The organism is Streptomyces tibetensis (assembly GCF_040647715.1).
Taxonomy (GTDB): Bacteria; Actinomycetota; Actinomycetes; order Streptomycetales; family Streptomycetaceae; genus Streptomyces; species Streptomyces tibetensis_A.
In genome coordinates this window covers 101,980-122,868 of sequence record NZ_JBEZCR010000005.1, presented here as the reverse complement: position 1 = coordinate 122,868, position 20,889 = coordinate 101,980, and the positions used below count along the sequence as shown (strand labels likewise).

The window sequence follows — 20,889 nt, the reverse complement described above, 5'->3', positions numbered from 1 at the left end:
GGAACCTATGCCGTCACAGGACCTGGACCAGGACCAGGCCCCACCGAGTCCCGTACCACCACGTGCGTGCCCAGCAGCAGATGTTCGTCCGGGGCGCCCGGGGTGTGCTCCAGGGCCGTCCGGACGGCGAGACGGCCCAGTTCCTCGTAGGGGACGTGGACCGTCGTCAGGGCCGGGTGCAGATCGCGGGCGAACGGAATGTCGTCGTAACCGGCGAGCGAGACGTCGTCCGGCACCTTCAGACCCGCTTCGTGCAGTGCGGTGAGGGCACCCGCCGCGACCATGTCCGTGGCCGCCACCACCGCGCTGAACTCCAGCCCGTCCGCCAGGGCCTGCCGCATCAGACGGTGGCCGGCGTCCCGCGTGAAGTCGCCGTGCAGGACGAGGGCCGGGTCGGGGTCGAGGCCCCGGGCCCGGTGGGCCGCGAGGTAGCCGCGTTCCCGGCCCAGGGCCGTCGTGTGGTCCGCCCGGCCGCCGAGGAACAGCACCCGGCGGTGGCCCCTCGCGAGCACGTGGGCGACCAGGGTGTGGGCACCGCCCTCGTTGTCGTACTCGATGACCGTCACCGGGGCGCCCGGGTCCAGCGGCGGCCGGCCGCACAGGACCAGGCGGGAACCGGCCGAGGCGAGGGAGTCGGCCATGCGGCGGGTGCGTTCGCGGTACGCGGGGGTGTCGGCCGTTCCGCCGACCAGGATCACGGCGGCGGCCCGCTGGGCGCGCATCATCTCGACGAACTCCAGCTCGTGCCGGACGTCGCCCTCCGTGCTGCACACCAGGCAGAGATGGCCGAGCCGGGTCGCCTCGCGCTCCACGCCGTGGGCCATGTACGCGAACGACGGGCCGGTGATGTCCTCCAGCACGAAGGCGAGAGTGGGCGTTCCGGCGCCGGCGATCGCCTTCGCCCGGGCGTCGGCCACGTAGTCCAGTTCTCGGACCGCCCGCATCACGCTCCCGCGCGTCGCCGCGCTCACCGGATACACCCCGCCCAGCACCCGGGACACCGTCGACGCGGAGACCCCCGCGCGCGCCGCCACGTCCCGGATGGTGCTACGGCTCGCGTCCCCGCTCTTCCTCGTCATGCCCCGCCTCGCCTCTCCCGGGCGCCGGTCAGCGCCCATCCCCCTGGGAACTGCGGCAACGCCGGTAGCAACCGGTTCCCACGACGGAGGCTAGCAGCGCGGAGCGAGGGGGGAGGAGGGCCGTGCGAACACCGGCCGGGCAGCGGGGCGTTTGGCCGGGGCCGGCGGGGTGCTGTGTGGGGACAGCGTGGGCGTTTCACCGGGGCGGCGGGGTGCTGCGTGGGGAAGCGGAGGCGTTTCACTGGGGCGGCGGGGGCGGTGCGCCGGGGCAGCGGGGTGCCTCGCCCGGACGGGGCGCAGTTCGCCGGGGTGAGCCTCACCGGGACAGCGGGGCACTGTGCCGAAGCGCCGGGCCGGTTCTGCGGGACAGCGGGGCATTGGTCCGGGGCGGTGGGTGCTTCGCCGGGGTGGGGGCGCCTCGCCCGGGTCGTCGGGCGCTACGCCGTCCTCAGGGTCTCGGCGATGCCCGCGATGGCGTCCGGCCCCACCCGGCAGCAGCCGCCGATCATCCGGGCTCCCGCCTGCTGCCAGCCCTTCACCTGGCCGGCGGTGAAGCTGGAGCGGCCGGTCCAGGCACGCACCCCGGCGTCCCACGTCTCGCCGCTGTTGGGGTAGACGACGACCGGCTTGCCGGTGACCCGCGCCGCCGTCGCCACCGCCGCCTCCACGTCCTGCGGCGCGCAGCAGTTCACCCCGACCGCGATCACCTCGTCCGCCTCGGCGGCCGGGGCGAAGGCCTCCTCCAGCGGCTGCCCGGCACGGGTGCGGTCACCGGCGACGGAGTACGTCAGCCAGGCCGGCACCCCGAGCCCGCGCACCGCCCGCAGCAGGGCCGTGGCCTCGTCGGCGTCCGGGACCGTTTCCAGGGCGAGGACGTCGGGCCGGGCCGCGGCCAGCACCTCCAGGCGCGGCCGGTGGAAACGCTCCAGCTCGTCCACGCTCAGCCCGTAGCGCCCCCGGTACTCCGAGCCGTCCGCGAGCATCGCCCCGTAGGGACCGGCCGAGGCCGCCACCCACAGGGGCCGGGAGACCCGCGCCCGCCGGGCCGCCTCCCGGGCCGACTCCACGCTCAGCGTCATGAGTTCGGCTGCCCGGTCGTGACCGATCCCGCGCTTGGCGAAGCCCTCGAACGTGGCCTGGTAGCTGGCCGTGATCGCCACGTCCGCCCCCGCGCGGAAGTAGGCGAGGTGCGCCTCGGTCACCGCCTCCGGCTGTTCGGCGAGCAGCCGGGCGGACCACAGCTCGTCGCTCAGGTCGTGCCCGGCCGATTCGAGCTGGTTGGACATGCCTCCGTCGAGGACGACCGTCCCGGCGGCGAGGGCTTCTGCGAGGGAGGGAGTGCTGGTCATGCCGACGACGGTAGTCGACGTTCCGCAGCGGACCCCAGCCGAGTGTGTCCATCTGATGAACAGGTCGACCAACATGTGGGATCGCGGCTTACGATCAGGACCCTCCTCCTCCGCTTGTACAGGAACTCTCATGACCGTCCCCAGCCCCAGCGAGGCCGCAGAGCCCGCCGACCGGGCCGCGACCGGAACCGCCGCGGCGCCCGCTCCCCGCCGCACCTTCGGCCTCGCCGCCGCCACGGCCCTCGTCATGGGCAACATCATCGGCGGCGGCATCTTCGCTCTGCCCGCCACCGTCGCCCCGTACGGCACGATCAGCCTGCTCGCTTTCCTCGTGCTCTCGGTGGGAGCCGTCCTGCTCGCGCTGCTCTTCGGCAAGCTGGCGCGCCGCAGCCCCGTCACCGGCGGCCTGTACGTCTACCCCCGGGATGCCTTCGGCGAGTTCGCCGGGTTCCTGTCGGCCTGGTCGTACTGGACGATGTGCTGGGTCAGCATCGCCGCCCTGGCCGTCGCGGTCGTCGGCTACGTCGAGGTCCTCATACCCCTGCACGGCAACCACGCCCTCCAGGCCCTCGTCGCGATGGCCGCCCTCTGGCTGCCGGCCGCGGCGAACTTCGCGGGCACACGCTGGGTCGGCGCGGTGCAGGTCGTCTCCACGGTCCTGAAATTCGTACCGCTGCTCCTGCTGGCCACGATCGGCCTGTTCTTCGTCGACGCGGACAACTTCGGCCCGTTCAACGCCTCCGGCCAGAGCGTCTCCGGCGCGCTGGCCGCCTCCGCCGCGCTGCTGCTGTACAGCTTCCTCGGCGTCGAGTCGGCCGCCGTCAGCGCGGGCGAAGTTCGTGACCCCGAGCGCACCGTCGGCCGGGCGAGCGTCCTCGGCACCCTGGCCTCCGCCCTCGTCTACGTCCTCGGCACCATCGCCGTCTTCGGTCTGGTCCCGCACGACCGGCTCGTCGACTCCGGCGCCCCCTTCGCCGACGCCGTCAACGCCCTCACCGGCAGCTCCTGGGGCGGCACCGCCATCGCGCTGGTCGCCGTCGCCTCGATCACCGGTTGCCTCAACGGCTGGATCCTCATGGCCGCGCAGATGCCGTACGCCGCCGCCCGCGACGGCCTCTTCCCCGCGCCCTTCGCCCGCCTCGGCAAGGGCGGCGTCCCCGGCTTCGGGGTGTGGGCCTGCGCGGTCCTCGGCAGCCTCCTCATCGCCCTCAACTACACGGCGGGACCGGACACCACGTTCCGCGTCCTGGTCCTGATCACCACCTTCACCGGTTGCGTGCCGTACCTGCTGTCGGCGGCGGCCCAGCTGTACTGGCTGGCCCGCGGCACCCGCAATCGCGTCCGCCCCGCCGGCCTCGCCCGGGATTTGACCGTCGCGGTCCTCTCCTTCGGCTTTTCGTTCTGGCTGATCGCCGGCGCCGGGTACGCGGCCGTCTACCAGGGCGTGCTGTTCCTCTTCGCGGGCATCCCGGTGTACGTGTGGCTGCGGGGACGCAAGGACAGGGCCGAGGTGCAGGCATAGCCCCCCAGGGCGGCATCGCCTTCGGCGCGAAGCACGCGGCACCCCTGCCGGGCACGGTGGCTGTGGGGGACGAGGTGGAGGTCGTGGCGTGGGGGAGTCGGAGCTGTGAGGCCGGAGCTCAGGCCGACCGAACGGGGCCGCCCCGGCGGATGGTCCGCACGGCGAACACCGTATCGCGAGGCTGATGATCAGGGGGAGCCCAGGGCGTAGGGCCACCAGCCGAAACCGATGTCCCCGGCGGAGGCCGCGCCGCCCGGGGGCGCGGCCTCCGCCGGGGGAGCGGTGAGCAGGGAGAGGACCGGCGTCGGGACGCCCGTGGCCGCTGCTGTGATGGGGGAGCGGCTGCGCACACCATGGGGGACGGGCCCGACTCGTGCAGAATCGGTGAACGACTCGCCCCGTCAGACCCGTTGACCTCCTCGTGGCGCACCCTTACCTTTTCGGCGTTCGTAATGACAGATGGCGTTCGAGATATCGGACGGCGTGGTGGTTTCCCCCCACCCCATGAGAGGCAGGCCGCATGAGCCGCGACCCTGTTCTGCCCGAAGCCCCCAGCCGCAGACTGCTGCTGAAGGGCGCCGCAGCCGCCGGCGCCTTTGCCACCGTCCCCGCCCTCCCCGGCGTGGCCCAGGCGGCACCCCCGGCAGAAACCGCTGCCGAAAAACCCGGAAGGCGCCCGAAGCCGGCCCCCTTCGTGAACCCGCTGGTCCGCAACCGGGCCGACCCGCACATCCACCGGCACACGGACGGCTTCTACTACTTCACCGCCACCGCGCCCGAGTACGACCGCATCATCCTGCGCCGCTCCCGCACCCTCGGCGGTCTCGGCACGGCGGACGAGTCCGTCATCTGGCGCGCGCACACCACCGGCCCCATGGGCGCCCACATCTGGGCGCCCGAACTGCACCGCATCGGCGGCAAGTGGTACATCTACTTCGCCTCCGCACCCGCCGAGGACGTCTGGGCGATCCGCATCTGGGTGCTGGAGAACGCCCACCCCAACCCCTTCCAGGGCACCTGGGTGGAGAAGGGCCAGATCAAGACGGCGTGGGAAACCTTCTCCCTGGACGCCACCACCTTCACCCACCGGGGCAAGCGCTACCTCGCCTGGGCCCAGCACGAGTCCGGCCTGGACAACAACACCGGCATCTTCCTCTCGGAGATGGCGAACCCCTGGACCCTGACGGGCCCCCAGGTGCGGCTCTCCACCCCGGAGTACGACTGGGAGTGCATCGGCTTCAAGGTCAACGAGGGCCCGTACGTCCTCAAGCGCAACGGCCGCCTCTTCATGACGTACTCGGCCAGCGCCACCGACTTCAACTACTGCATGGGTCTGCTGACCGCCGACGCCGACAGCCACCTCCTGGACCCCATGAGCTGGTCCAAGTCGCCGACCCCGGTCTTCACCAGCAACGACACGACCAAGCAGTACGGCCCGGGCCACAACTGCTTCACGGTCGCCGAGGACGGCCGCACCGACGTCCTCGTCTACCACGCCCGGCAGTACAAGGAGATCAACGGCGACCCGCTGAACGATCCCAACCGCCACACCCGCGTCCAGAGACTCGGCTGGAAGCCCGACGGCACCCCCGACTTCGGCATACCGGTCGCCGACACCGCGACGGCAGGTGACTGACATGAGACGTGCCTGCACCGCCCTGCTCGCCCTGTGTCTGGGGCTCTTCGGCGCCCTCGCCACCGCCGGCCCAGCCCAGGCCGCGCCCCAGACCGTCACCAACGGCACCCAGTTCACCGACACCTCGGGCGGCCCCGTCCACGCGCACGGCGGCGGAGTCCTCAAGGTCGGCAGCTACTACTACTGGTTCGGCGAGCACCGCAACGCCGACAACACCTTCCGGTACGTCGACGCCTACCGCTCGACCGACCTGAAGAACTGGGAGTTCCGCAACCACGTCCTGACCGAGGCGAGCGCCCCCGAGCTCGCGACCGCCAACATCGAGCGGCCGAAGGTCATGTACAACGCGGCCACCGGCACGTTCGTGATGTGGATGCACAAGGAGAACGGCACCGACTACAGCGAGGCCCGCGCGGCCGTCGCCGTCTCCGACACCGTCGACGGCGACTACACCTGGAAGGGCAGTTTCCGCCCGCTCGGCCAGCACATGTCCCGTGACATCACGGTCTTCACCGACACCGACGGCGCCGGATACATGATCTCGGCCGCCCGCGAGAACTACGACCTGCAGATCTACCGCCTCACCGCCGACTACACCGGCGTCGCGAGCCTGGTCGCCAACCCCTGGCCAGGTGGCCACCGCGAGGCACCTGCGCTGTTCAAGCGCAACGGGGTGTACTTCATGCTGACCTCCGGCGCGACGGGCTGGAACCCCAACCAGCAGCAGTACGCCACGGCCACCAGCATCGCCGGCCCCTGGTCGGCCATGAAGAACATCGGCGACTCGACGGCGTACGGCTCGCAGACCGCCTTCGTGCTGCCCGTGCAGGGCACCTCGGGCACCTCGTACCTCTACCTGGGCGACCGCTGGGGCAACTCCTTCGGCGGCACCGTCAACGACTCGCGGTACGTGTGGCTGCCGCTGACCTTCTCCAACTCGACCACGATGTCGATGTCCTGGTCGCCGGAGGTCACGATCGACACGGCCGCCGGAACCGTCACCGGCACCGGCGCCACGTACAACACGCTCATCGCCCGCCACTCCTCCAGGTGCGCGGACGTGACGAGCCAGTCGCTGTGGGCGGGTGCCCAGATCAAGCAGTACGACTGCAACGGAGGCGCGAACCAGAAGTACTGGTTCAAGTCCGTCGGAAGCGGTTACTACCAGCTGATGGTCAGGAACAGCAGCCTGTGCGTGCAGGAGAACGCGAGCACGGTCACGCAGGAGGACTGCACATCCTCCGCTACGAGCCAGCAGTGGTCGCTGACCACCACCGGCTCGTACGTGAACGTCAGGTCCCGCGCGAGTGGCGAGTGCCTGGACGTGAACGGGGCGTCCACCGCCAACGGTGCCGCGCTCATCACGTACACGTGCAACGGCGGCACCAACCAGCAGTGGACACGGGGGACATGACAACCGCCCACACGGCGAGGGTGCTCAGGTCAGCAGGTCGATCGCATCGACCGCCGTCCCCGCGCTGAGAAACCCGCTCGCCCCCGACCCGCTCACCACGTCGATCCTGAGCACGTTGTACTGACCGGCGTCCGCCTTCCAGGCGGACGCCGGGACGCTGTACGTGAACGTGTGGTTGTTGCCCCGGTAGGAACCGTTGGTCAGCGACCGGGTGTCCGGCTGGGTGGGCGGGGCGGGGATCGCCGAGGTCCAGGTGTCGTTGACGGTGACCTGGGGTCGGCCGTTCGCGTACGCCGTCGTCACCCCGATGCGCAGGGTGTGCGCGGCGGCCGCCTGGGCCGCCGTCAGCTTGAAGTACACGAGGATCCCGCTGTTGACGTCCTTCCAGAGGTAGCAGGGGAAGGCCGCCGTCTCACCGCTCCCGACGACCACGTTCCCCGTCCAGGACGCGGCCCGTGCGTCGGACGGATGCGCGTACGTCATCAGGTCCGCGTTCTTGAACCCGGCCGGCGTGCCGTTCCAGTCGCCGATCCGCCAGATCACGGACGCGTTGGAAGGGTCGTTGGAGGCGGGAATCGCGATCGTGTTCAGGGTCGTCGTGCCGCCCGCCGACACGCTCACCGACGTGGTGTACACGGCCAGTTCGCCCTTGAAGACGGTCAGGGTGTACGTCCCCGGGAGCACACCGGAAAGGGAGAAGTGACCGTCCGAGGCACGCGCCGGAGCCCAGTACTGCGCGGCCGGACCGGCGAGCCCGACGGTGTACGGGTACGCCGGGTTCCGCCCGGAGATCCCGACGCCCGCCACCTTGCCCCGGCCGCTCTCCGGCACGTACCCCGCGATGCCGAGCGAGTCGGCCCACGGTGTGGTCAGCGTGCCCGCGTACAGCGCCGAGGAGGGGGCCCCGCCGTCCGTGAAGGCGATGACGTACGGACCCTGGAGCCCGAATCGCTGCGCCTCGGTCTGGTTCTGGCCGTAGTAGAGAATCTCGTAGAGGCCGCCGCCGTCCGCGCTCTGGTGGCGCAGCAGCGAGCGGTAGAAGGGGCCGCCGGAGGCCTTCTCGTGGTTGCTGCGCACCATCCACAGCCCGACGCCGTCGGCGGACCAGCCGATGTGGTCGTAATCCATGACGCGCCGCCCCGAGTAGTGCTTCGAGCGGGTCTGGCCGTCGGATTTCCGGAAGACGTCCGAGGCCTCGATGGTGGTGGGCGCGTAGGTGTAGGAGTCGGGCTCGTCGTTGAGGAACGCGCCCTTCTTCACGCGCACGATGTACCGGGTCGCGGAGACGGAGGTGTCGGCCTTGTTCGTCCACAGATAGATGTTGTTCTCGCCGCTGCGGGCCGCGTAGTAGTGCTTCAGGGTGCCGTGCGTGACGGAGATCAGGATTGTCGAACCGGACTGCTTGACGCTCACGGTGGAGGCGCCGAGGCCGGACTCGATGTGCGAGTTCTGGCCGCCGTAGCCCTGGTACTCCGTACCCCGGTAGACCAGGGAGGTCAGGTCGCCGGTGGACTTGCTCACCTTGAAGACCAGCTGGGCGCCGGTGTCGACGACGTAGTTCGCGCCGTCGTCGCTCCAGCCGAATCCGGCAGCGTGCGCCGTGCGGGCGAGGGCCGCGCCGACGGCACCGGCGCCGGCGGCGAGGACGACGGTGCGACGGCCGACCGGTCGGTTCGTGGGTCCGGGCATGGGGGGTGCCTCCTGCGAGAGGTGGGGGGAGTGCAGTGGAAGCGAGGGTGACAGTTGAATCGATTTTGCGAAAGGGCTTTCACTGGTGTCCGGGCAGAGATCCCGTGGATGCTGCTCCAGGTCTAGAAAGCGCTTGTGCGGAGCGGTACGGTCCCCCTCCAGGTCGTGTCGTGTACCGGGAGGAGCCAGGAGTGAGACGTTTCAGCATCGTCGCCGTCGCGGTGGTGACCCTGGGGGCCGCATTGACGTCCGTACCCGCCCACGCGGAAGCGAGGGGCGGGGGCCGGGGCCTCGCCCACTGCGCCGCCGGCACCTGTCACTTCGACGTCCCGCCGGGCACCTACGACGTACGGGTCACCCTCGGCGGCAAGGCGGCGTCCAGCACGAGCGTCAGCGGTGAGACCCGCCGCTCCCTGCTCCCCGACACCGCCGCGCCGGCCGGACAACGCGTCACCCGCAGCTTCACGGTGAACGTCCGCAGCCCCGAGGGTGAGCCCACCGGCCCCGAGGGCACCACCGGCCTCGACCTGAAGATCGGCGGCTCCGCCCCCGCCCTCGCCGACATCCGGGTCACCCGGGCCCGGCCCACCCGCCAGATCTTCCTGGTCGGCGACTCCACCGTCTGCGACCAGCCCGGCGACCCGTACTCCGGCTGGGGACAGCAGCTGCCCCAGTACCTCCGCAAGGGCGTGTCCGTCGCCAACTACGCCGATTCCGGGGAGAGTACGGTCTCGTATCTGGGGAACCCGCAGCTGTGGGCCACCGTACGGCCCCTGATCCGCCCCGGCGATCTGGTCCTGGTCCAGCTCGCCCACAACGACAAGACCACGGACGAGGCCACCTACCGGGCCAACCTGGAAACCCTGGTGGCCGGCGTCCGGGAACAGGGCGGACGGCCGGTCCTTGTCACTCCCATCGTGCGGCGCTGGTTCAACCCCGACGGCACGCTGAACAACGGAACCGCGCTCCTGGTCAACGGCCTCGGTGTCGACCACCCGGCCGTGATCCGCGCGGTCGCCGCCGCCCGGGGCGTCCCGCTGATCGACCTCACGGCGAAGACCAAGGCGCTGGTGGAGTCCCTCGGCGTGGAAGGCTCGAAGGCGCTGTACCTCACCAACGAGGCGCGGGACAACACGCACACCTCCGTGCGCGGTGCGACGGCCTACGCGGGCCTCGTCCGCGACGAACTCGTCACCCGGCATCTGGTGCCGAAGCGCATGGTGCGGGTGGGATGAACTCCTGGGGCGCCCCGACCGGAACCGGGGCGCTCCAGGTCCGATCCGTATCCACCGGCCCGAGCACGAAAGACACCCGATGCAGCTGCCTCCCGCCGACCGCACGACGTCCCCGTTCACCGGCTACACCCGCGCCCACTGGGAGGCGGCGGCCGACTCCCTGCTCACCGCCGTCGAGCCGTACGCCACCGAGGACCGCGCCCTCTACCACCTGCCCGGCGACCGGGCCAGCTGGACGGGCCGCCTCTCCGACGGCCTGGAGGGCTACGCCCGCACCCTGCTGCTCGCCGCCTTCCGCCGCGACGAGAAGGCCCTGGAGCGGTACGCGACCGGCCTCGCCGCCGGCGTCTCGGGCGTCTGGCCCCGCATCGAGGACCGCCACCAGTCCCTGGTGGAGGCGGCGTCCATCGCCCTGGCCCTGCGCCTCACACGGGACCTGCTCTGGGACCGCCTGGACGACGGCGTGCGCCAGCGGGCGGCCGCCTGGCTGGCCGACGCCCTCACGGCCGAGCCCTGGCCCTGCAACTGGGAGCTGTTCCCGGTCACCGTGGGCGGCTTCCTGGCCGAGATCGGCCACGAGCCGGAGGCCTCCCGCTCGGCGATCGACCGCGGCCTGGAACGCATCGAGCAGTGGTACGTCGGGGACGGCTGGTACACCGACGGCGACGGCCGCAAGTACGACTACTACAACGGCTGGGCGATGCACCTCTACCCGGTGCTGCACGCCTGGCTGGAGCACGACGAACGACTGCTCCGGCTGTACGGCGACCGCCTCTCCCGGCACCTCTCCGACTACGCCCGCCTGTTCGGCGGCGACGGCGCCCCCATGCACCAGGGCCGCTCCCTGACGTACCGCTTCGCCACGACGGCGCCGCTGTGGCTCGGCGCGCTGACCGGCCGAACGCCGCTGCCCCCCGGCGAGACCCGGCGGCTGGCGTCGGGCGCGCTGAAGTACTTCCTGGACCGGGGCGCGGTGGACGACCGGGGTCTGCTCTCCCTCGGCTGGCACGGCTACGACGAGTCCGTGCTGCAGGGCTACTCGGGCCCGGCCTCGCCGTACTGGGCGAGCAAGGGCTTCCTCGGCCTGCTCCTGCCCCCCGGCCACGAGGTCTGGACGGCACCGGAGGAGCCCGCCCCCGCCGAACGCGCGGACTTCGTCATCCCCGTCGTCCCTCCCAACTGGCTGCTCCAGTCCACCCGTTCCGACGGTGTGGTCCGCCTCCACAACCACGGCAGCGAGGACGTCCGCTACGACCCGTACTACACGCGGCTGGCGTACTCCACCGTGACGACACCCGCCGACTCGTACGACAACAGCGTCCTCGTCGGCGGCGACCCGAGCCGCACGGGCATCGAGCCGCTCGGCGTGGGCGAGGGCTGGGCGGCCTCACGGCACACCGCGGGTGGGGGAGCGCGGGTGACGAGTGTGGTGCTGGTGCGCGGGGCGACGGAGGTGCGGGCACACCTGGTCTCGGGGGCGGAACCGGGGACGGAGGTCCGCGTGACCGGCTGGGCCGCGCCGGACGGCACCCGGGCGGACCTGCTGCCCGCCGTCGGTCTCGACGCCGGCCTCACCGGTGTCACCACCGGGGACTCCACCCTGTTCGTCGCCCTCGCCCGGCTCACCGCCGAGGCGGATCCGGTCCCGCTGGCGGAAACGGTCACGGTAACCGCTTCCGGGGAGGGGCGACTGACGGTCCGCTGGAGTGGCGGGCCCGAGGTGGAGGTCCGGCTGGAGGGGTCCGGCGTGCACATCGGCTGAGGTCGCCGCCGCTCCTGGGCCTCCGTGGTCCGCCGTTCTTCGGTCCGCGCCGAAGTGATCCGGGCCTAGCGTGGCGCCATGACCGCAGATCCGCAGCAGCAGCCGTCCGGCCGGACCGCCACCGCCTTCACCGCCCTGCACCGCGCCGGGGATCCCCTGCTCCTGCCCAACGCCTGGGATCACGCATCCGCCGGGGCCCTCGCGGCGCAGGGCTTCGAGGCGGTCGGGACGACGAGCCTGGGCGTCGCCGCGGCGGCCGGTCTGCCCGACGGGGCGGCGGCCACCCGGGAGGAGACGCTGCGGCTGGCCGTGGCCCTGGGCTCCGAGCCGTTTCTGCTGTCCGTCGACGCGGAGGCCGGATTCAGCGACGACCCGGACGAGGTGGCCGGGTTCGCGCGGGAGCTGTACACCGCCGGAGCGGTCGGCATCAACCTGGAGGACGGTCTCGGGCCGACCGCCCGCCACGCGGCGAAGATCGCGGCGGTCAAGCGGGCCGCTCCCGGCCTGTTCGTCAACGCCCGTACCGACACCCACTGGCTGGGCGACGGCGACGGCACCCTCGCGCGCCTCGACGCCTACCAACAGGCGGGCGCGGACGGGGTGTTCGTGCCGGGCCTCACCGATCTGCGGCGGATCGAGACGCTGGTGCGCCACCTGGAGGTGCCCCTCAACATCCTCTACTCACCCGGCGGCCCGTCCGTCGCCCGCCTCGCCGACGCGGGTGTACGCCGGGTCAGCCTCGGCTCACTGCTGTACCGGCGGGCACTGGGCGCGGCACTGGAGGCTGCGGCCGACATCCGCGCGGGCCGGCCGACGACGGGCACCACACCGCCGTACCACGACGTGGCGGGGCTCGCCGCGCCGAACCGCACGCCCCGCACCCCGACAAGGTCCTAAATGTCGAGCGCGGCGACCAGCAGGGAGACGGCGGCGAGGTCGGGAGCGTTGCGCAGGCAGGTCAGCCTCATGGTCCAGGGGCCGGTGCCGAGGGAGTAGCGCTCCGCGATGACACCGGCCGTGTCATCGGCCCGGGTGCGTTCGCTCATCCGGAAGTCCTCTTCTCGCCCGGCCAGTTCAGGAGCAGTACATGCAGGGCGTCGATCGCCCTGTCCCAGGAGACCTGCACGTCACGGGGCGCGCCGAAGGCGCCGGTGGACTCCAGGGCGCAGTAGCCGTGGAAGGTGCTGCGCAGCAGGCGCACGGCGTCGGTGAGGTCGGGTTCCTCCAGGCCGTAGGCGCGGAGCATGCCATAGGTGACGTCCGCCGTTCGCCGCATCGCCGGGGACTCCGTGACGAGCTCCCGGTCGATGCGGATCTGGGTCGCCGCGTACCGGCCGGGGTGCTCCAGGGCGTAGGCCCGGTAGGCGCCGGCGAACGCGGCGAGCGTGTCCCGGCCGGTCTCCCGCCCCTCGACCGCCTGCGCGATCCGGTCGATCATCTCGCCACCGGCGAGGAGCGCCATGCGGGTCCGCAGGTCCTTCAGGTTCCGGACGTGGGTGTACAGACTCGCGTCCTTGACCCCGAACCGGCGGGCCAGCGCGGACAGGGTGACGCCCTCGAGTCCTGCCTCGTCGGCGAGTTCCACCGCGGCCGCGACGAGACGCTCGGGGGTGAGACCGGCTCTGGGCATGGGGTCGGGGATCACCTCTCGAAGAGCGCGCCGCGCCGAGGGCGAGACCCCTCGGACGCACCACGTGATCGTAGCCGCAGGCGGGTGCGTGGGAGCGGGGTCCCGAAACCCGTCGGCACGGACCGCGCCCGCCCGTGCCGGTCCGTCACCGATGCCGCCGACCGCGCCCGCCCGTGCCGGTCCGTCACCGGTGGGCGCCGACCACGCCTTTGTGCCGGCCGCCGACCTTCACCACCAGTGCCGGTCCGTCACCGGTGGCGCAGGAGGTCCAGGTCCGTGCCCCAGGCGTCGAGGACCCGGTCGTGCCCGGCTCGGCGCGCCACCTCCTCGATCTCGTCGAAGAGGGCCCGCTGGGTGGGCGGGTCGCCGTCGGCCAGGACGCGCCGCAGGACGGGCAGCAACCGGTCCGCGGCTCACCGGGGGTCGCCCAGCGGCCGCCGTTCGAGCTCCCACCGCAGGAACTTGTCGTAGGGCCGGACACGGCGGTGCAGCGCGAAGAGCACCTCCAAGGCGTACGGGACGCTCTCGGCGGCGTCCAGGTGACCCAGGTCCGGGCGGTCGTCGCGGTAGCTCTTCAGCGAGCGGTAGGTCTGGTTGACGTAGGCGTCCAGCCAGCCGGCGGCCGCGTCCCGGGCCTCGTCGGCGCCGAGGGTGCGCTTGCCGTCGAGGATCCGGGCGACGGTCCCGTCCAGCCGGTCGAACAGCACCTCGGCGTGGACGTAGGAGTACCGCGCGAAGCTGTCCGGCCGGCCGGGCATCCCGCGGGTGCGGAACTCCGCGAGGGGGATGACGACGAGGTCGAGGTGGGCCGAGCGGAAGCGCGGCCGCGGGTACGGATCGGTTCGCGTCTGCGGCGCCGGGGGAGCGCGCCACCGGAGAGGTCACTTCACGCTGCCGAGGTTACCCGTCCCGGCCTTGGGGCTCAGCCCGTCGGACAGATCCGGCTCAGGCCTGCGCGGCCGTGGGAGGCACCTGCTCGATGTCACACCGTCAGGAGGTCACCCGGAACACCTCCCGGGCCGGGTCACCTCCGCGGTCTGGCCCCTGCACTAAGCGGCGGCACCGTCAGCCGTTGATGCCGCTGTAGTGCCGCAGACTCCACCGCCACACCAGCCGCGCCGCCAGATAGGCCAGCAGTCCGAGCAGGGGTGAGGCCGCCGCGAGCCAGTAGGGGACTCCGGTCGTGTGGCCGTGGCCCGTCAGGACCGCCGCCGGGAAGTAGGCGACGAACGCGAGCGGCAGGCCGAAGGTGAGGAATCCGCCCACCGCCCTGGGCAGGACGTTCAGGGGGTAACTGCCGAACGTGCCGAGGAGTTCCTCCAGCCAGCGGCCCCACATGTCGGCGGCCGGGAAACGCAGGGACGCACTGGCCACGACCGTGAACAGGGCGGCCTCCAGCAGCATGCCGCCGAGCACGGCCGCGACGAGATACGTGACACGGCCCGCCGTCCAGTCCAGGTCGCTGCGGGAGAGCGCGCCCACCATCAGGCCCGCCGCGACCGTGAGGTCCCCGATGGCGTTGGTCGGGAAGAACGCCAGCTGGATCTGGCGGTGGACCGGCATCGGGCGCATCAGGTAGATGTCGATGCGGCCCTCCTGGACCTGCCGTCCGGCCCAGTGCATGCGGCCCAGGAACAGCACGAACAGCCCGTGCGCCAGCATCCGCGTCGCCGGGATCAGCAGCACGTCGGAGCTGTCCCAGCCGCCCATCCCGGCGAACCGGGACAGCAGCACCGTCGCGAACACGATCACCGACACCTGCCAGATCGCCCCGATCGCGATCATCAGCAGGAACTCGGTGCGGTACTCCATCTGCGCACGGAAGTTGAGCGCCGTCACGCGCCACACGATCCGCAGAGCCTTGAGCGACATGTCAGCCTCCCTGCGAGATCACGCGCCGGGCGGCCCGCCGCCACAGCAACCGGGTGAACAACGCCAGCACCACGACCCACGCGGCCTGCACGGAGAGCTGGAACGCCGCGTCCGACAGGGGGATCCGCCCCACGTACAGCGACAGCGGCACGCTCAGTGTGGCCTGGAAGGGGAGGAACGCGCTCATCGTCACGAACCAGTCCGGGAAGAACCACAGCGGTGCGTACACCCCGGACAGCAGGTTCTGCGCGAACAGCAGGATCAGCATGGCCGCGGTGTTGCGGACCGTCCAGAAGCACAACTGGTCCAGGACCAGCATCACGTAGTACAGGACCCACTGCCCCAGCAGCATGCTGAGCAGGAACACCCCCGCCACGGCCGGGGACGGGGGCGGCTCGACGACGCCCGCGGCCAGGCAGATCGCGTACCCCGTCGACGCCCAGGCCAGGCCGTACAGTTGCTCGCCGGCGGCGCGCAGGGCGTAGTAGCGCTGCGGTGGCAGCGGGCGCAGGTACCAGTAGACGATGGTGCCGAAGTGCATGTGCTGCAGGACCGTGTCCCGGCCCGCGTACTGGTCCAGCTCCCGCAGCCGGGACGCCAGTACCGCCAGCACGGCGTAGGTGACCGCCTGGTCGCGGCTGAGCCCCGCGGTCGTGCCGGACTGCGCGTACAGGCCCCGCCACAGCGACCAGACCAGCACCACCTGCACGGCCAGCCGCAGGGCGACGGCGGTCATCCGGGGCGGTGCGTTCAGCTCGCCGAGCGGGGTGACACGGGCGGCGCGCCAGGCGTGGAGCACGGCCACGTCAGACCTCCCCGGCGTGGACGTAAGCGGCCCGCATCACGTCCTCGAGGTCCGCCTCGTCCAGCGCGATGTCCGTCACCTCGAACCGCTCGATCACCGCTTTCAGCGCCTGTTGGACGGTCGGCGCGTCCGGTCCGTCGGGGCCGAGGACGATCTGCGCGCCGGTGTGCCGCAGCAGCGTGGTGCCCGGCGGCGGCACGACCTCGGCGTGCGGATCGGCCAGCGTGGCCCGCACCTGCCAGGTGGAGCCGAACTTGCGGCGGATCTCGTCGAGCGTGCCGTCCAGCATCAGCCGGCCGTGGTTGACCAGCACGACCCGCTCGGCGAGCCGCTCGACCTCCGTCATGTCGTGCGTGGTCAGCAGCACCGTGCGGCCGCGCTGTTCCACCTGGTGCCGCAGGAACTCCCGCACCTGCTCCTTGACCACCACGTCCATGCCGATGGTCGGCTCGTCGAGGAAGACCACCGGCGGGTCGTGGAGCAGGGCGGCGGCCAGATCGCTGCGCACCCGCTGGCCGAGCGAGAGATGACGGACCCGGGTGTCCCAGAACGACGACAGTTCCAGGATCTCGTCGAACTCCGCCAGCCGCGCGCTGTGTTCGGCCTTGGGGACCTCGTAGATGTCCCGCAGGATCGCGAACGACTCGCGCACCGGCAGGTCCCACCACAACTGGGTGCGCTGCCCGAACACCGCGCCCACGTTGCGGGCGTTGCGCTCGCGCTCCCGGTAGGGCACCACGCCCGCGACCCGGGCCTCGCCGGACGTGGGGGTGAGGATGCCGGTGAGGATCTTGATGGTGGTGGACTTGCCGGCACCGTTCGGCCCGAGCAGGGCGAGGAGTTCGCCCGCGGCCACGTCGAAGGTGATGTCGGAGACGGCGTGCTTGGCCACCCGCTCGGGGTTGACCAGTGAACGGACGGCGCCCGCGAAGCCGGGGCGGCGGACGGTGGTGTGGAAGGTACGGGACAGCCCGCGGACCTCGATGGCGACACTCAACTGACCCACCAGCTCTCGTGCGGTGAACACAGCGGCGGCCGGTCGGCTCGAGGGCCGACCGGCCGCGGATGACACCCCGACACTGTCGGAATGTCGATCAATCGGTCAATCGATTAATCGGGTTTCTTACTCGGTGGTCGAGAACACGAACGAGAACTCCACCGGCTCCGCCTTCAGGAAGTACTGCGGCAGCGGACCCGGACCGCAGGACTGCGAGCCGATGCCGTGCAGCCCGTGGTCGAGGTTGACCCACACCGTGTCCCCGGCCGTGAGGTCGGAGCGGTGCCGGGCCGCGTCGAGCTGCTCGGTCGTCCAGCGCCGCGCGGTGAACCAGAACTCCGGGTCCCCCTCGATCCGCAGACCGCCCAGCTCCACCCAGCGCACGTCGGCACGGGCACCGTTCTCCTGCGGACGGACGTACGGCGTCTGCAGCCCGTCCACCGTGGACTGCCAGCGGCCCACCATGGACGCCGTCCTGGTGTCCGGGTAGGCCTCGCCGGGACCGCCACCGAACCACTCCACCCGGTCCGCCTCCGGCAGTCCGAAGCGCACACCGAGCCGGGGCAGCGGCACCGTCCAGTCGCCCTGAGGCGTCACGGACACGCTCAGCCGCAGCCGCTCACCGTCGGACGTCCAGCGGTACACCGTGTCCAGGCCCACCTCGCGGGCGGCGGGCGCCACCCGGGTCCGCACCGTCAGCGCGTCGTCGCCCGCCTCGACCGAGACCAGGCGGTGCCGCATCCGGTGCAGGCCGAGCGTGCGCCACAGCAGCCCGTAGCGGGTGTCGGTCTGCCACTCGGCGCCGTCGTCGTTGTCGGTCGTCGCCCGCCACACGTCCAGCCGTGGCGCCGCGCCGACCGCCACCCCGCCGATCGCCAGCAGCGCACCGGTACGGGCGTCGAAGGCGGCCGGGCCGAGCGTGATCCGGTCGCCGTCGCGCACGGGCCGGTCGGTCGCGGGGAACGACGGCAGCGGCCGCGCCGCCACCGCGAACTGGCCCCAGGCCACCACGTGCCCCTTCGCGGCCCAGGACGTGTCGTCGGCGAGCAGGGCCCGCACCGTCCACTGCCGCTCGCCGCCCCGGCCGTCCGCGGGCGGCTCCGGCAGCTTGACCTCGGCGCTCTCGCCCGGCGCGAGCGCCGGCACCGCGAGTGAACCCGACTCGACGGTCTCGCCGTCCACCTGGCACGACCACTCGAAGGCCAGCGCGGACAGGTCGGCGAAGTCGTGCTTGTTGGTGACCCGCACGGTGCCGTTGGTGCCGTCGCCCTCGATCAGGACCGGCTCGATGACCTTCTTGTACTCGATCAGGCCCGGCGACGGCGTCCGGTCCGGGAAGATCAGCCCGTCGCACACGAAGTTGCCGTCGTGCAGCTCCTCGCCGAAGTCACCGCCGTAGGCGTAACCGAGTTCGGCGTGCTCGACGCCGTGGTCGATCCACTCCCAGATGAACCCGCCCTGGAGCCGCTCGTGCTTCTCGAACAGCTCCTGGTAGTCGGCAAGGCCGCCCGGGCCGTTGCCCATGGCGTGACCGTACTCGCACTGGATGAACGGCAGTTCGCGGCGCCCCCGCGTACCGCCGTCGAGCCGCTGCCCGATCCTGGCGACCTCCTCGTGGGAGGCGTACATCCGCGAGTAGACGTCCGTGTCGCGGCAGTTCCAGTCGCCCTCGTAGTGCACCAGCCGCTCGGGGTCGCGGCCGTGGATCCACTCGGCCATGGCGGTGAGCCCACGGCCGGTGCCGGCCTCGTTGCCCAGCGACCAGAACACGATCGACGGGTGGTTCTTGTCCCGCTCGACCATGCGCGCGGCGCGGTCCAGCAGGGCCGGGGTCCAGCGCTCGTCGTCGACCGGGTTGTCCCGCCAGTCCTGCTCGACGAAGCCGTGGGTCTCCAGGTCGCACTCGTCGATGACCCACAGGCCGTACTCGTCGCACAGGTCGAGGAAGGCCGGGTGCGGCGGGTAGTGCGAGGTGCGCACGGCGTTGAGGTTGTGCCGCTTCATCAGCAGCACGTCCTCGCGCATGGTCTCCAGGTCGAGCGCGCGGCCGTGCCGGGGGTGCCACTCGTGCCGGTTGACGCCCCGGAACAGGATCGCCGTGCCGTTGACCTTGACGAGCCCGTCCTCCAGGACGACGGTGCGGAAACCGATCCGCAGCGGCACCCGCTCCCCGTCCGTGGCCAGCACGCCGTCGTAGAGCTTCGGCGTCTCGGCCGTCCACGGCTCGACGGCGACGGTGACCGGCTCGCCGGTCGCGACATCGATGTCCAGGGCCGGGACGGTCACCCGCCCCTCGACGTCGGAGTCGACGCGCAGGGTGCCCTCGCCGGTGGTGTGGTCGTAGGAGGCGTGCACGAAGAAGTCGACCGCGCTGCCCGGCGGGCGGTGCAGCAGCGTCACGTCACGGAAGATGCCCGGCAGCCACCACTGGTCCTGGTCCTCCAGGTACGACCCCGCCGACCACTGGTGCACACGCACGGCGAGCACGTTGCGGCCGGGCTTCAGCAGCTCACCGACCGTGAACTCGTGCGCGAGCCGGGAGCCCTTGAACTCGCCGAGCTCCGTGCCGTTCAGCCAGACCCGGGCGCACGACTCGACACCGTCGAAGCGCAGCACCGCCCCGCCGTCCGACGGCCAGTCCGACGGCAGGTCGAAGACGCGCAGGTGGTCACCGGTCGGGTTCTCCGTCGGGACGTACGGCGGGTCCACCGGGAAGGGATAGAGGTGGTTGGTGTAGATCGGGGAACCGAACGCCCCGTCGCCCTGGAGAACCCAGTGCCCGGGGACCGTGACCTCGGCCCAGTTCCCGGCGTCGTAGCCCTCCTCGGCGAACGAGTCGTCCTCGGCGTCGGCGGTGGCCGACACCCGCAGGCGCCAGCTGCCGTTCAGCGACAGGGACCGCGCGTCGGAGGACGCGTACCAGGCGCGGGGCGGCAGGGCCCCGCTGCCCGGGGAGACGTCCTCGACGTAATCGACGGATGGGGTCGTGCGGTAAGACATCGGTCTCCTAGCTCAGCCCTTGATGCCGGTCTGTGCGATCCCCTGCACCAGCCAGCGCTGGAGGAACAGGAAGACGAAGACCAGGGGCAGGATGGATACGGCCGTGGCCATGAAGATCATGTGGAACACGACGGTCTGGTTGGTCATGTAACTGGACAGCGCGACCTGCACCGTCCAGGAACCGGGGTCCTGGCCGATGACCAGAGGCCACAGGAAGGCGTTCCAGCCGTTGATGAAGGTGATGGTCGCCATCGCCGCGAAGAAGTTCAGCGAGTTCGGCACCACGACGCGCCAGTATGCGCCGAAGTAACCCAGCCCGTCCATGCGCGCCGCCTCCTCCAGCTCCTTGGGGAACCCCAGGAAGTACTGCCGGAACAGGAAGCAGGTGAAACCACTGAACAGCCCGGGAATGATCAGACCCCGGTAGGTGTCGACCCAGCCGAGCGAGGAGACCAGCACGAAGCTCGGCACGAAGGTGACCGCGGTCGGGACCATCAGGGTCCCGAGGACGGCGTAGAACACCTTGTTGGCGTGCTTGTAGGGGATGCGGGCCAGGCCGTAGCCGGCGAGGGAGCACACCAGCAGGACGCCGACGGTGTGCAGGGTGGCCACGACCGCCGAGTTCCACAGGGACTGGGCGAAGGGGACCGTCTCGTCGGTGAACAGCTCCTTGATGTTCCCCCACTGGAGGTCCGTGGGGAAGAACTTCCAGTTCTCTCCGGTGATCTCGGCATCGGTGGACAGGGCGTTGCGCACCAGGATGTAGAACGGGACCAGGAACAGGAACGCGGCGACGCCCGTGGCGATGTAGAGCCCGGTGGAGCTCATCACGCCGCCGGAGCGCCTGACCCGGCTGGGGGCGTCCGGCGCCGGTGCGGACTTGCGCACCTTGGTCATGG

Annotated in this window: 19 protein-coding genes; 6 read left to right on the top strand and 13 right to left on the bottom strand. The window is 71.6% G+C overall.

Going from position 1 to position 20,889, the window contains the following annotated elements; all coding sequences use genetic code 11:
• Positions 1–5 precede the first annotated feature (5 nt).
• Entirely contained in the window at positions 6–1,079 is a 1,074-nt protein-coding gene (locus AB0B29_RS15065; protein WP_362238997.1) for a LacI family DNA-binding transcriptional regulator, read from the bottom strand.
• A 437-nt stretch (positions 1,080–1,516) separates the two neighbouring features.
• Entirely contained in the window at positions 1,517–2,428 is a 912-nt protein-coding gene (mmuM, locus tag AB0B29_RS15060) for a homocysteine S-methyltransferase (RefSeq protein WP_362238995.1), read from the bottom strand.
• A 130-nt stretch (positions 2,429–2,558) separates the two neighbouring features.
• Between mmuM and AB0B29_RS15055 the strand changes: the two genes are divergently transcribed.
• Positions 2,559–3,950, top strand: a complete 1,392-nt coding sequence (locus AB0B29_RS15055; RefSeq protein WP_362238993.1) for an amino acid permease — start codon at positions 2,559–2,561, stop codon at positions 3,948–3,950.
• 188 nt (positions 3,951–4,138) lie between these two features.
• Here AB0B29_RS15055 and AB0B29_RS15050 read toward each other — a convergent pair whose 3' ends face one another.
• On the bottom strand, positions 4,139–4,300 hold the full coding sequence (locus AB0B29_RS15050; RefSeq protein WP_362238990.1) for a hypothetical protein: 162 nt from the start codon (positions 4,298–4,300) through the stop codon (positions 4,139–4,141).
• Positions 4,301–4,470: 170 nt separating this feature from the next.
• Here AB0B29_RS15050 and AB0B29_RS15045 point away from each other — a divergent pair, with 170 nt between their 5' ends.
• Together AB0B29_RS15045 and AB0B29_RS15040 are read left to right on the top strand one after the other, a co-directional pair.
• Positions 4,471–5,586, top strand: a complete 1,116-nt coding sequence (locus AB0B29_RS15045; protein WP_362238987.1) for a glycoside hydrolase family 43 protein — start codon at positions 4,471–4,473, stop codon at positions 5,584–5,586.
• Position 5,587: 1 nt separating this feature from the next.
• Entirely contained in the window at positions 5,588–7,000 is a 1,413-nt protein-coding gene (locus AB0B29_RS15040) for an RICIN domain-containing protein (RefSeq protein ID WP_362238984.1), read from the top strand.
• A gap of 24 nt (positions 7,001–7,024) precedes the next feature.
• On the opposite strand, the gene AB0B29_RS15035 is transcribed toward AB0B29_RS15040, so the two are convergent.
• Positions 7,025–8,689 (bottom strand): rhamnogalacturonan lyase B N-terminal domain-containing protein, encoded by a 1,665-nt coding sequence (locus AB0B29_RS15035; RefSeq protein ID WP_362238981.1) that lies wholly within the window; start codon positions 8,687–8,689, stop codon positions 7,025–7,027.
• A gap of 191 nt (positions 8,690–8,880) precedes the next feature.
• Here AB0B29_RS15035 and AB0B29_RS15030 point away from each other — a divergent pair, with 191 nt between their 5' ends.
• From AB0B29_RS15030 to AB0B29_RS15020, 3 genes are all read left to right on the top strand, one after another.
• Complete coding sequence (locus tag AB0B29_RS15030; protein ID WP_362238978.1) at positions 8,881–9,924, top strand: rhamnogalacturonan acetylesterase; 1,044 nt, start codon at positions 8,881–8,883, stop codon at positions 9,922–9,924.
• A gap of 79 nt (positions 9,925–10,003) precedes the next feature.
• Positions 10,004–11,686 (top strand): DUF2264 domain-containing protein, encoded by a 1,683-nt coding sequence (locus AB0B29_RS15025; RefSeq protein WP_362238975.1) that lies wholly within the window; start codon positions 10,004–10,006, stop codon positions 11,684–11,686.
• Between the two features lie 78 nt (positions 11,687–11,764).
• Entirely contained in the window at positions 11,765–12,583 is an 819-nt protein-coding gene (locus AB0B29_RS15020; RefSeq protein WP_362238973.1) for an isocitrate lyase/PEP mutase family protein, read from the top strand.
• On the opposite strand, the gene AB0B29_RS15015 is transcribed toward AB0B29_RS15020, so the two are convergent.
• From AB0B29_RS15015 to AB0B29_RS14975, 9 genes are all read right to left on the bottom strand, one after another.
• On the bottom strand, positions 12,580–12,732 hold the full coding sequence (locus AB0B29_RS15015) for a hypothetical protein (protein WP_362238970.1): 153 nt from the start codon (positions 12,730–12,732) through the stop codon (positions 12,580–12,582). The two genes, AB0B29_RS15020 and AB0B29_RS15015, sit on opposite strands and share 4 nt — an antisense overlap.
• Entirely contained in the window at positions 12,729–13,316 is a 588-nt protein-coding gene (locus tag AB0B29_RS15010) for a TetR/AcrR family transcriptional regulator (protein ID WP_362238967.1), read from the bottom strand. The genes AB0B29_RS15015 and AB0B29_RS15010 overlap by 4 nt, the downstream gene beginning before the upstream one ends.
• Positions 13,317–13,564: 248 nt before the next feature.
• Positions 13,565–13,717 (bottom strand): hypothetical protein, encoded by a 153-nt coding sequence (locus AB0B29_RS15005; RefSeq protein ID WP_362238964.1) that lies wholly within the window; start codon positions 13,715–13,717, stop codon positions 13,565–13,567.
• Between the two features lie 12 nt (positions 13,718–13,729).
• Positions 13,730–14,074 carry a hypothetical protein gene (locus AB0B29_RS15000; protein WP_362238962.1) on the bottom strand — a complete coding sequence of 115 codons (345 nt, stop codon included), beginning with the start codon at positions 14,072–14,074 and terminating at the stop codon, positions 13,730–13,732.
• 307 nt (positions 14,075–14,381) lie between these two features.
• A complete protein-coding gene (locus tag AB0B29_RS14995) occupies positions 14,382–15,188 on the bottom strand; it encodes an ABC transporter permease (RefSeq protein WP_362238959.1) in 807 nt (268 codons plus the stop codon).
• A 1-nt stretch (position 15,189) separates the two neighbouring features.
• Positions 15,190–15,993, bottom strand: coding sequence for an ABC-2 family transporter protein (locus tag AB0B29_RS14990; protein WP_362238956.1), 804 nt, complete (start codon positions 15,991–15,993; stop codon positions 15,190–15,192).
• 1 nt (position 15,994) lies between these two features.
• Entirely contained in the window at positions 15,995–16,990 is a 996-nt protein-coding gene (locus AB0B29_RS14985) for an ABC transporter ATP-binding protein (protein WP_362238953.1), read from the bottom strand.
• A gap of 126 nt (positions 16,991–17,116) precedes the next feature.
• Positions 17,117–19,990 (bottom strand): glycoside hydrolase family 2 TIM barrel-domain containing protein, encoded by a 2,874-nt coding sequence (locus AB0B29_RS14980; protein WP_362238950.1) that lies wholly within the window; start codon positions 19,988–19,990, stop codon positions 17,117–17,119.
• 12 nt (positions 19,991–20,002) lie between these two features.
• Entirely contained in the window at positions 20,003–20,887 is an 885-nt protein-coding gene (locus AB0B29_RS14975) for a carbohydrate ABC transporter permease (protein WP_362239954.1), read from the bottom strand.
• Positions 20,888–20,889: the final 2 nt, after the last annotated feature.

Bases quoted from the DNA above. Each gene is read 5' to 3' on its own strand.
- AB0B29_RS15020 (WP_362238973.1), top strand. From the start codon at position 11,765: ATGACCGCAGATCCGCAGCAGCAGCCGTCCGGCCGGACCGCCACCGCC.
- AB0B29_RS14995 (WP_362238959.1), bottom strand. From the start codon at position 15,188: ATGTCGCTCAAGGCTCTGCGGATCGTGTGGCGCGTGACGGCGCTCAAC.
- AB0B29_RS14980 (WP_362238950.1), bottom strand. From the start codon at position 19,990: ATGTCTTACCGCACGACCCCATCCGTCGATTACGTCGAGGACGTCTCC.
- AB0B29_RS15010 (WP_362238967.1), bottom strand. From the start codon at position 13,316: ATGCCCAGAGCCGGTCTCACCCCCGAGCGTCTCGTCGCGGCCGCGGTG.
- AB0B29_RS15055 (WP_362238993.1), top strand. From the start codon at position 2,559: ATGACCGTCCCCAGCCCCAGCGAGGCCGCAGAGCCCGCCGACCGGGCC.
- AB0B29_RS15045 (WP_362238987.1), top strand. From the start codon at position 4,471: ATGAGCCGCGACCCTGTTCTGCCCGAAGCCCCCAGCCGCAGACTGCTG.
- AB0B29_RS15025 (WP_362238975.1), top strand. From the start codon at position 10,004: ATGCAGCTGCCTCCCGCCGACCGCACGACGTCCCCGTTCACCGGCTAC.
- mmuM (WP_362238995.1), bottom strand. From the start codon at position 2,428: ATGACCAGCACTCCCTCCCTCGCAGAAGCCCTCGCCGCCGGGACGGTC.
- AB0B29_RS15035 (WP_362238981.1), bottom strand. From the start codon at position 8,689: ATGCCCGGACCCACGAACCGACCGGTCGGCCGTCGCACCGTCGTCCTC.
- AB0B29_RS15015 (WP_362238970.1), bottom strand. From the start codon at position 12,732: ATGAGCGAACGCACCCGGGCCGATGACACGGCCGGTGTCATCGCGGAG.
- AB0B29_RS15040 (WP_362238984.1), top strand. From the start codon at position 5,588: ATGAGACGTGCCTGCACCGCCCTGCTCGCCCTGTGTCTGGGGCTCTTC.
- AB0B29_RS14975 (WP_362239954.1), bottom strand. From the start codon at position 20,887: ATGACCAAGGTGCGCAAGTCCGCACCGGCGCCGGACGCCCCCAGCCGG.
- AB0B29_RS15065 (WP_362238997.1), bottom strand. From the start codon at position 1,079: ATGACGAGGAAGAGCGGGGACGCGAGCCGTAGCACCATCCGGGACGTG.
- AB0B29_RS15000 (WP_362238962.1), bottom strand. From the start codon at position 14,074: ATGCCCGGCCGGCCGGACAGCTTCGCGCGGTACTCCTACGTCCACGCC.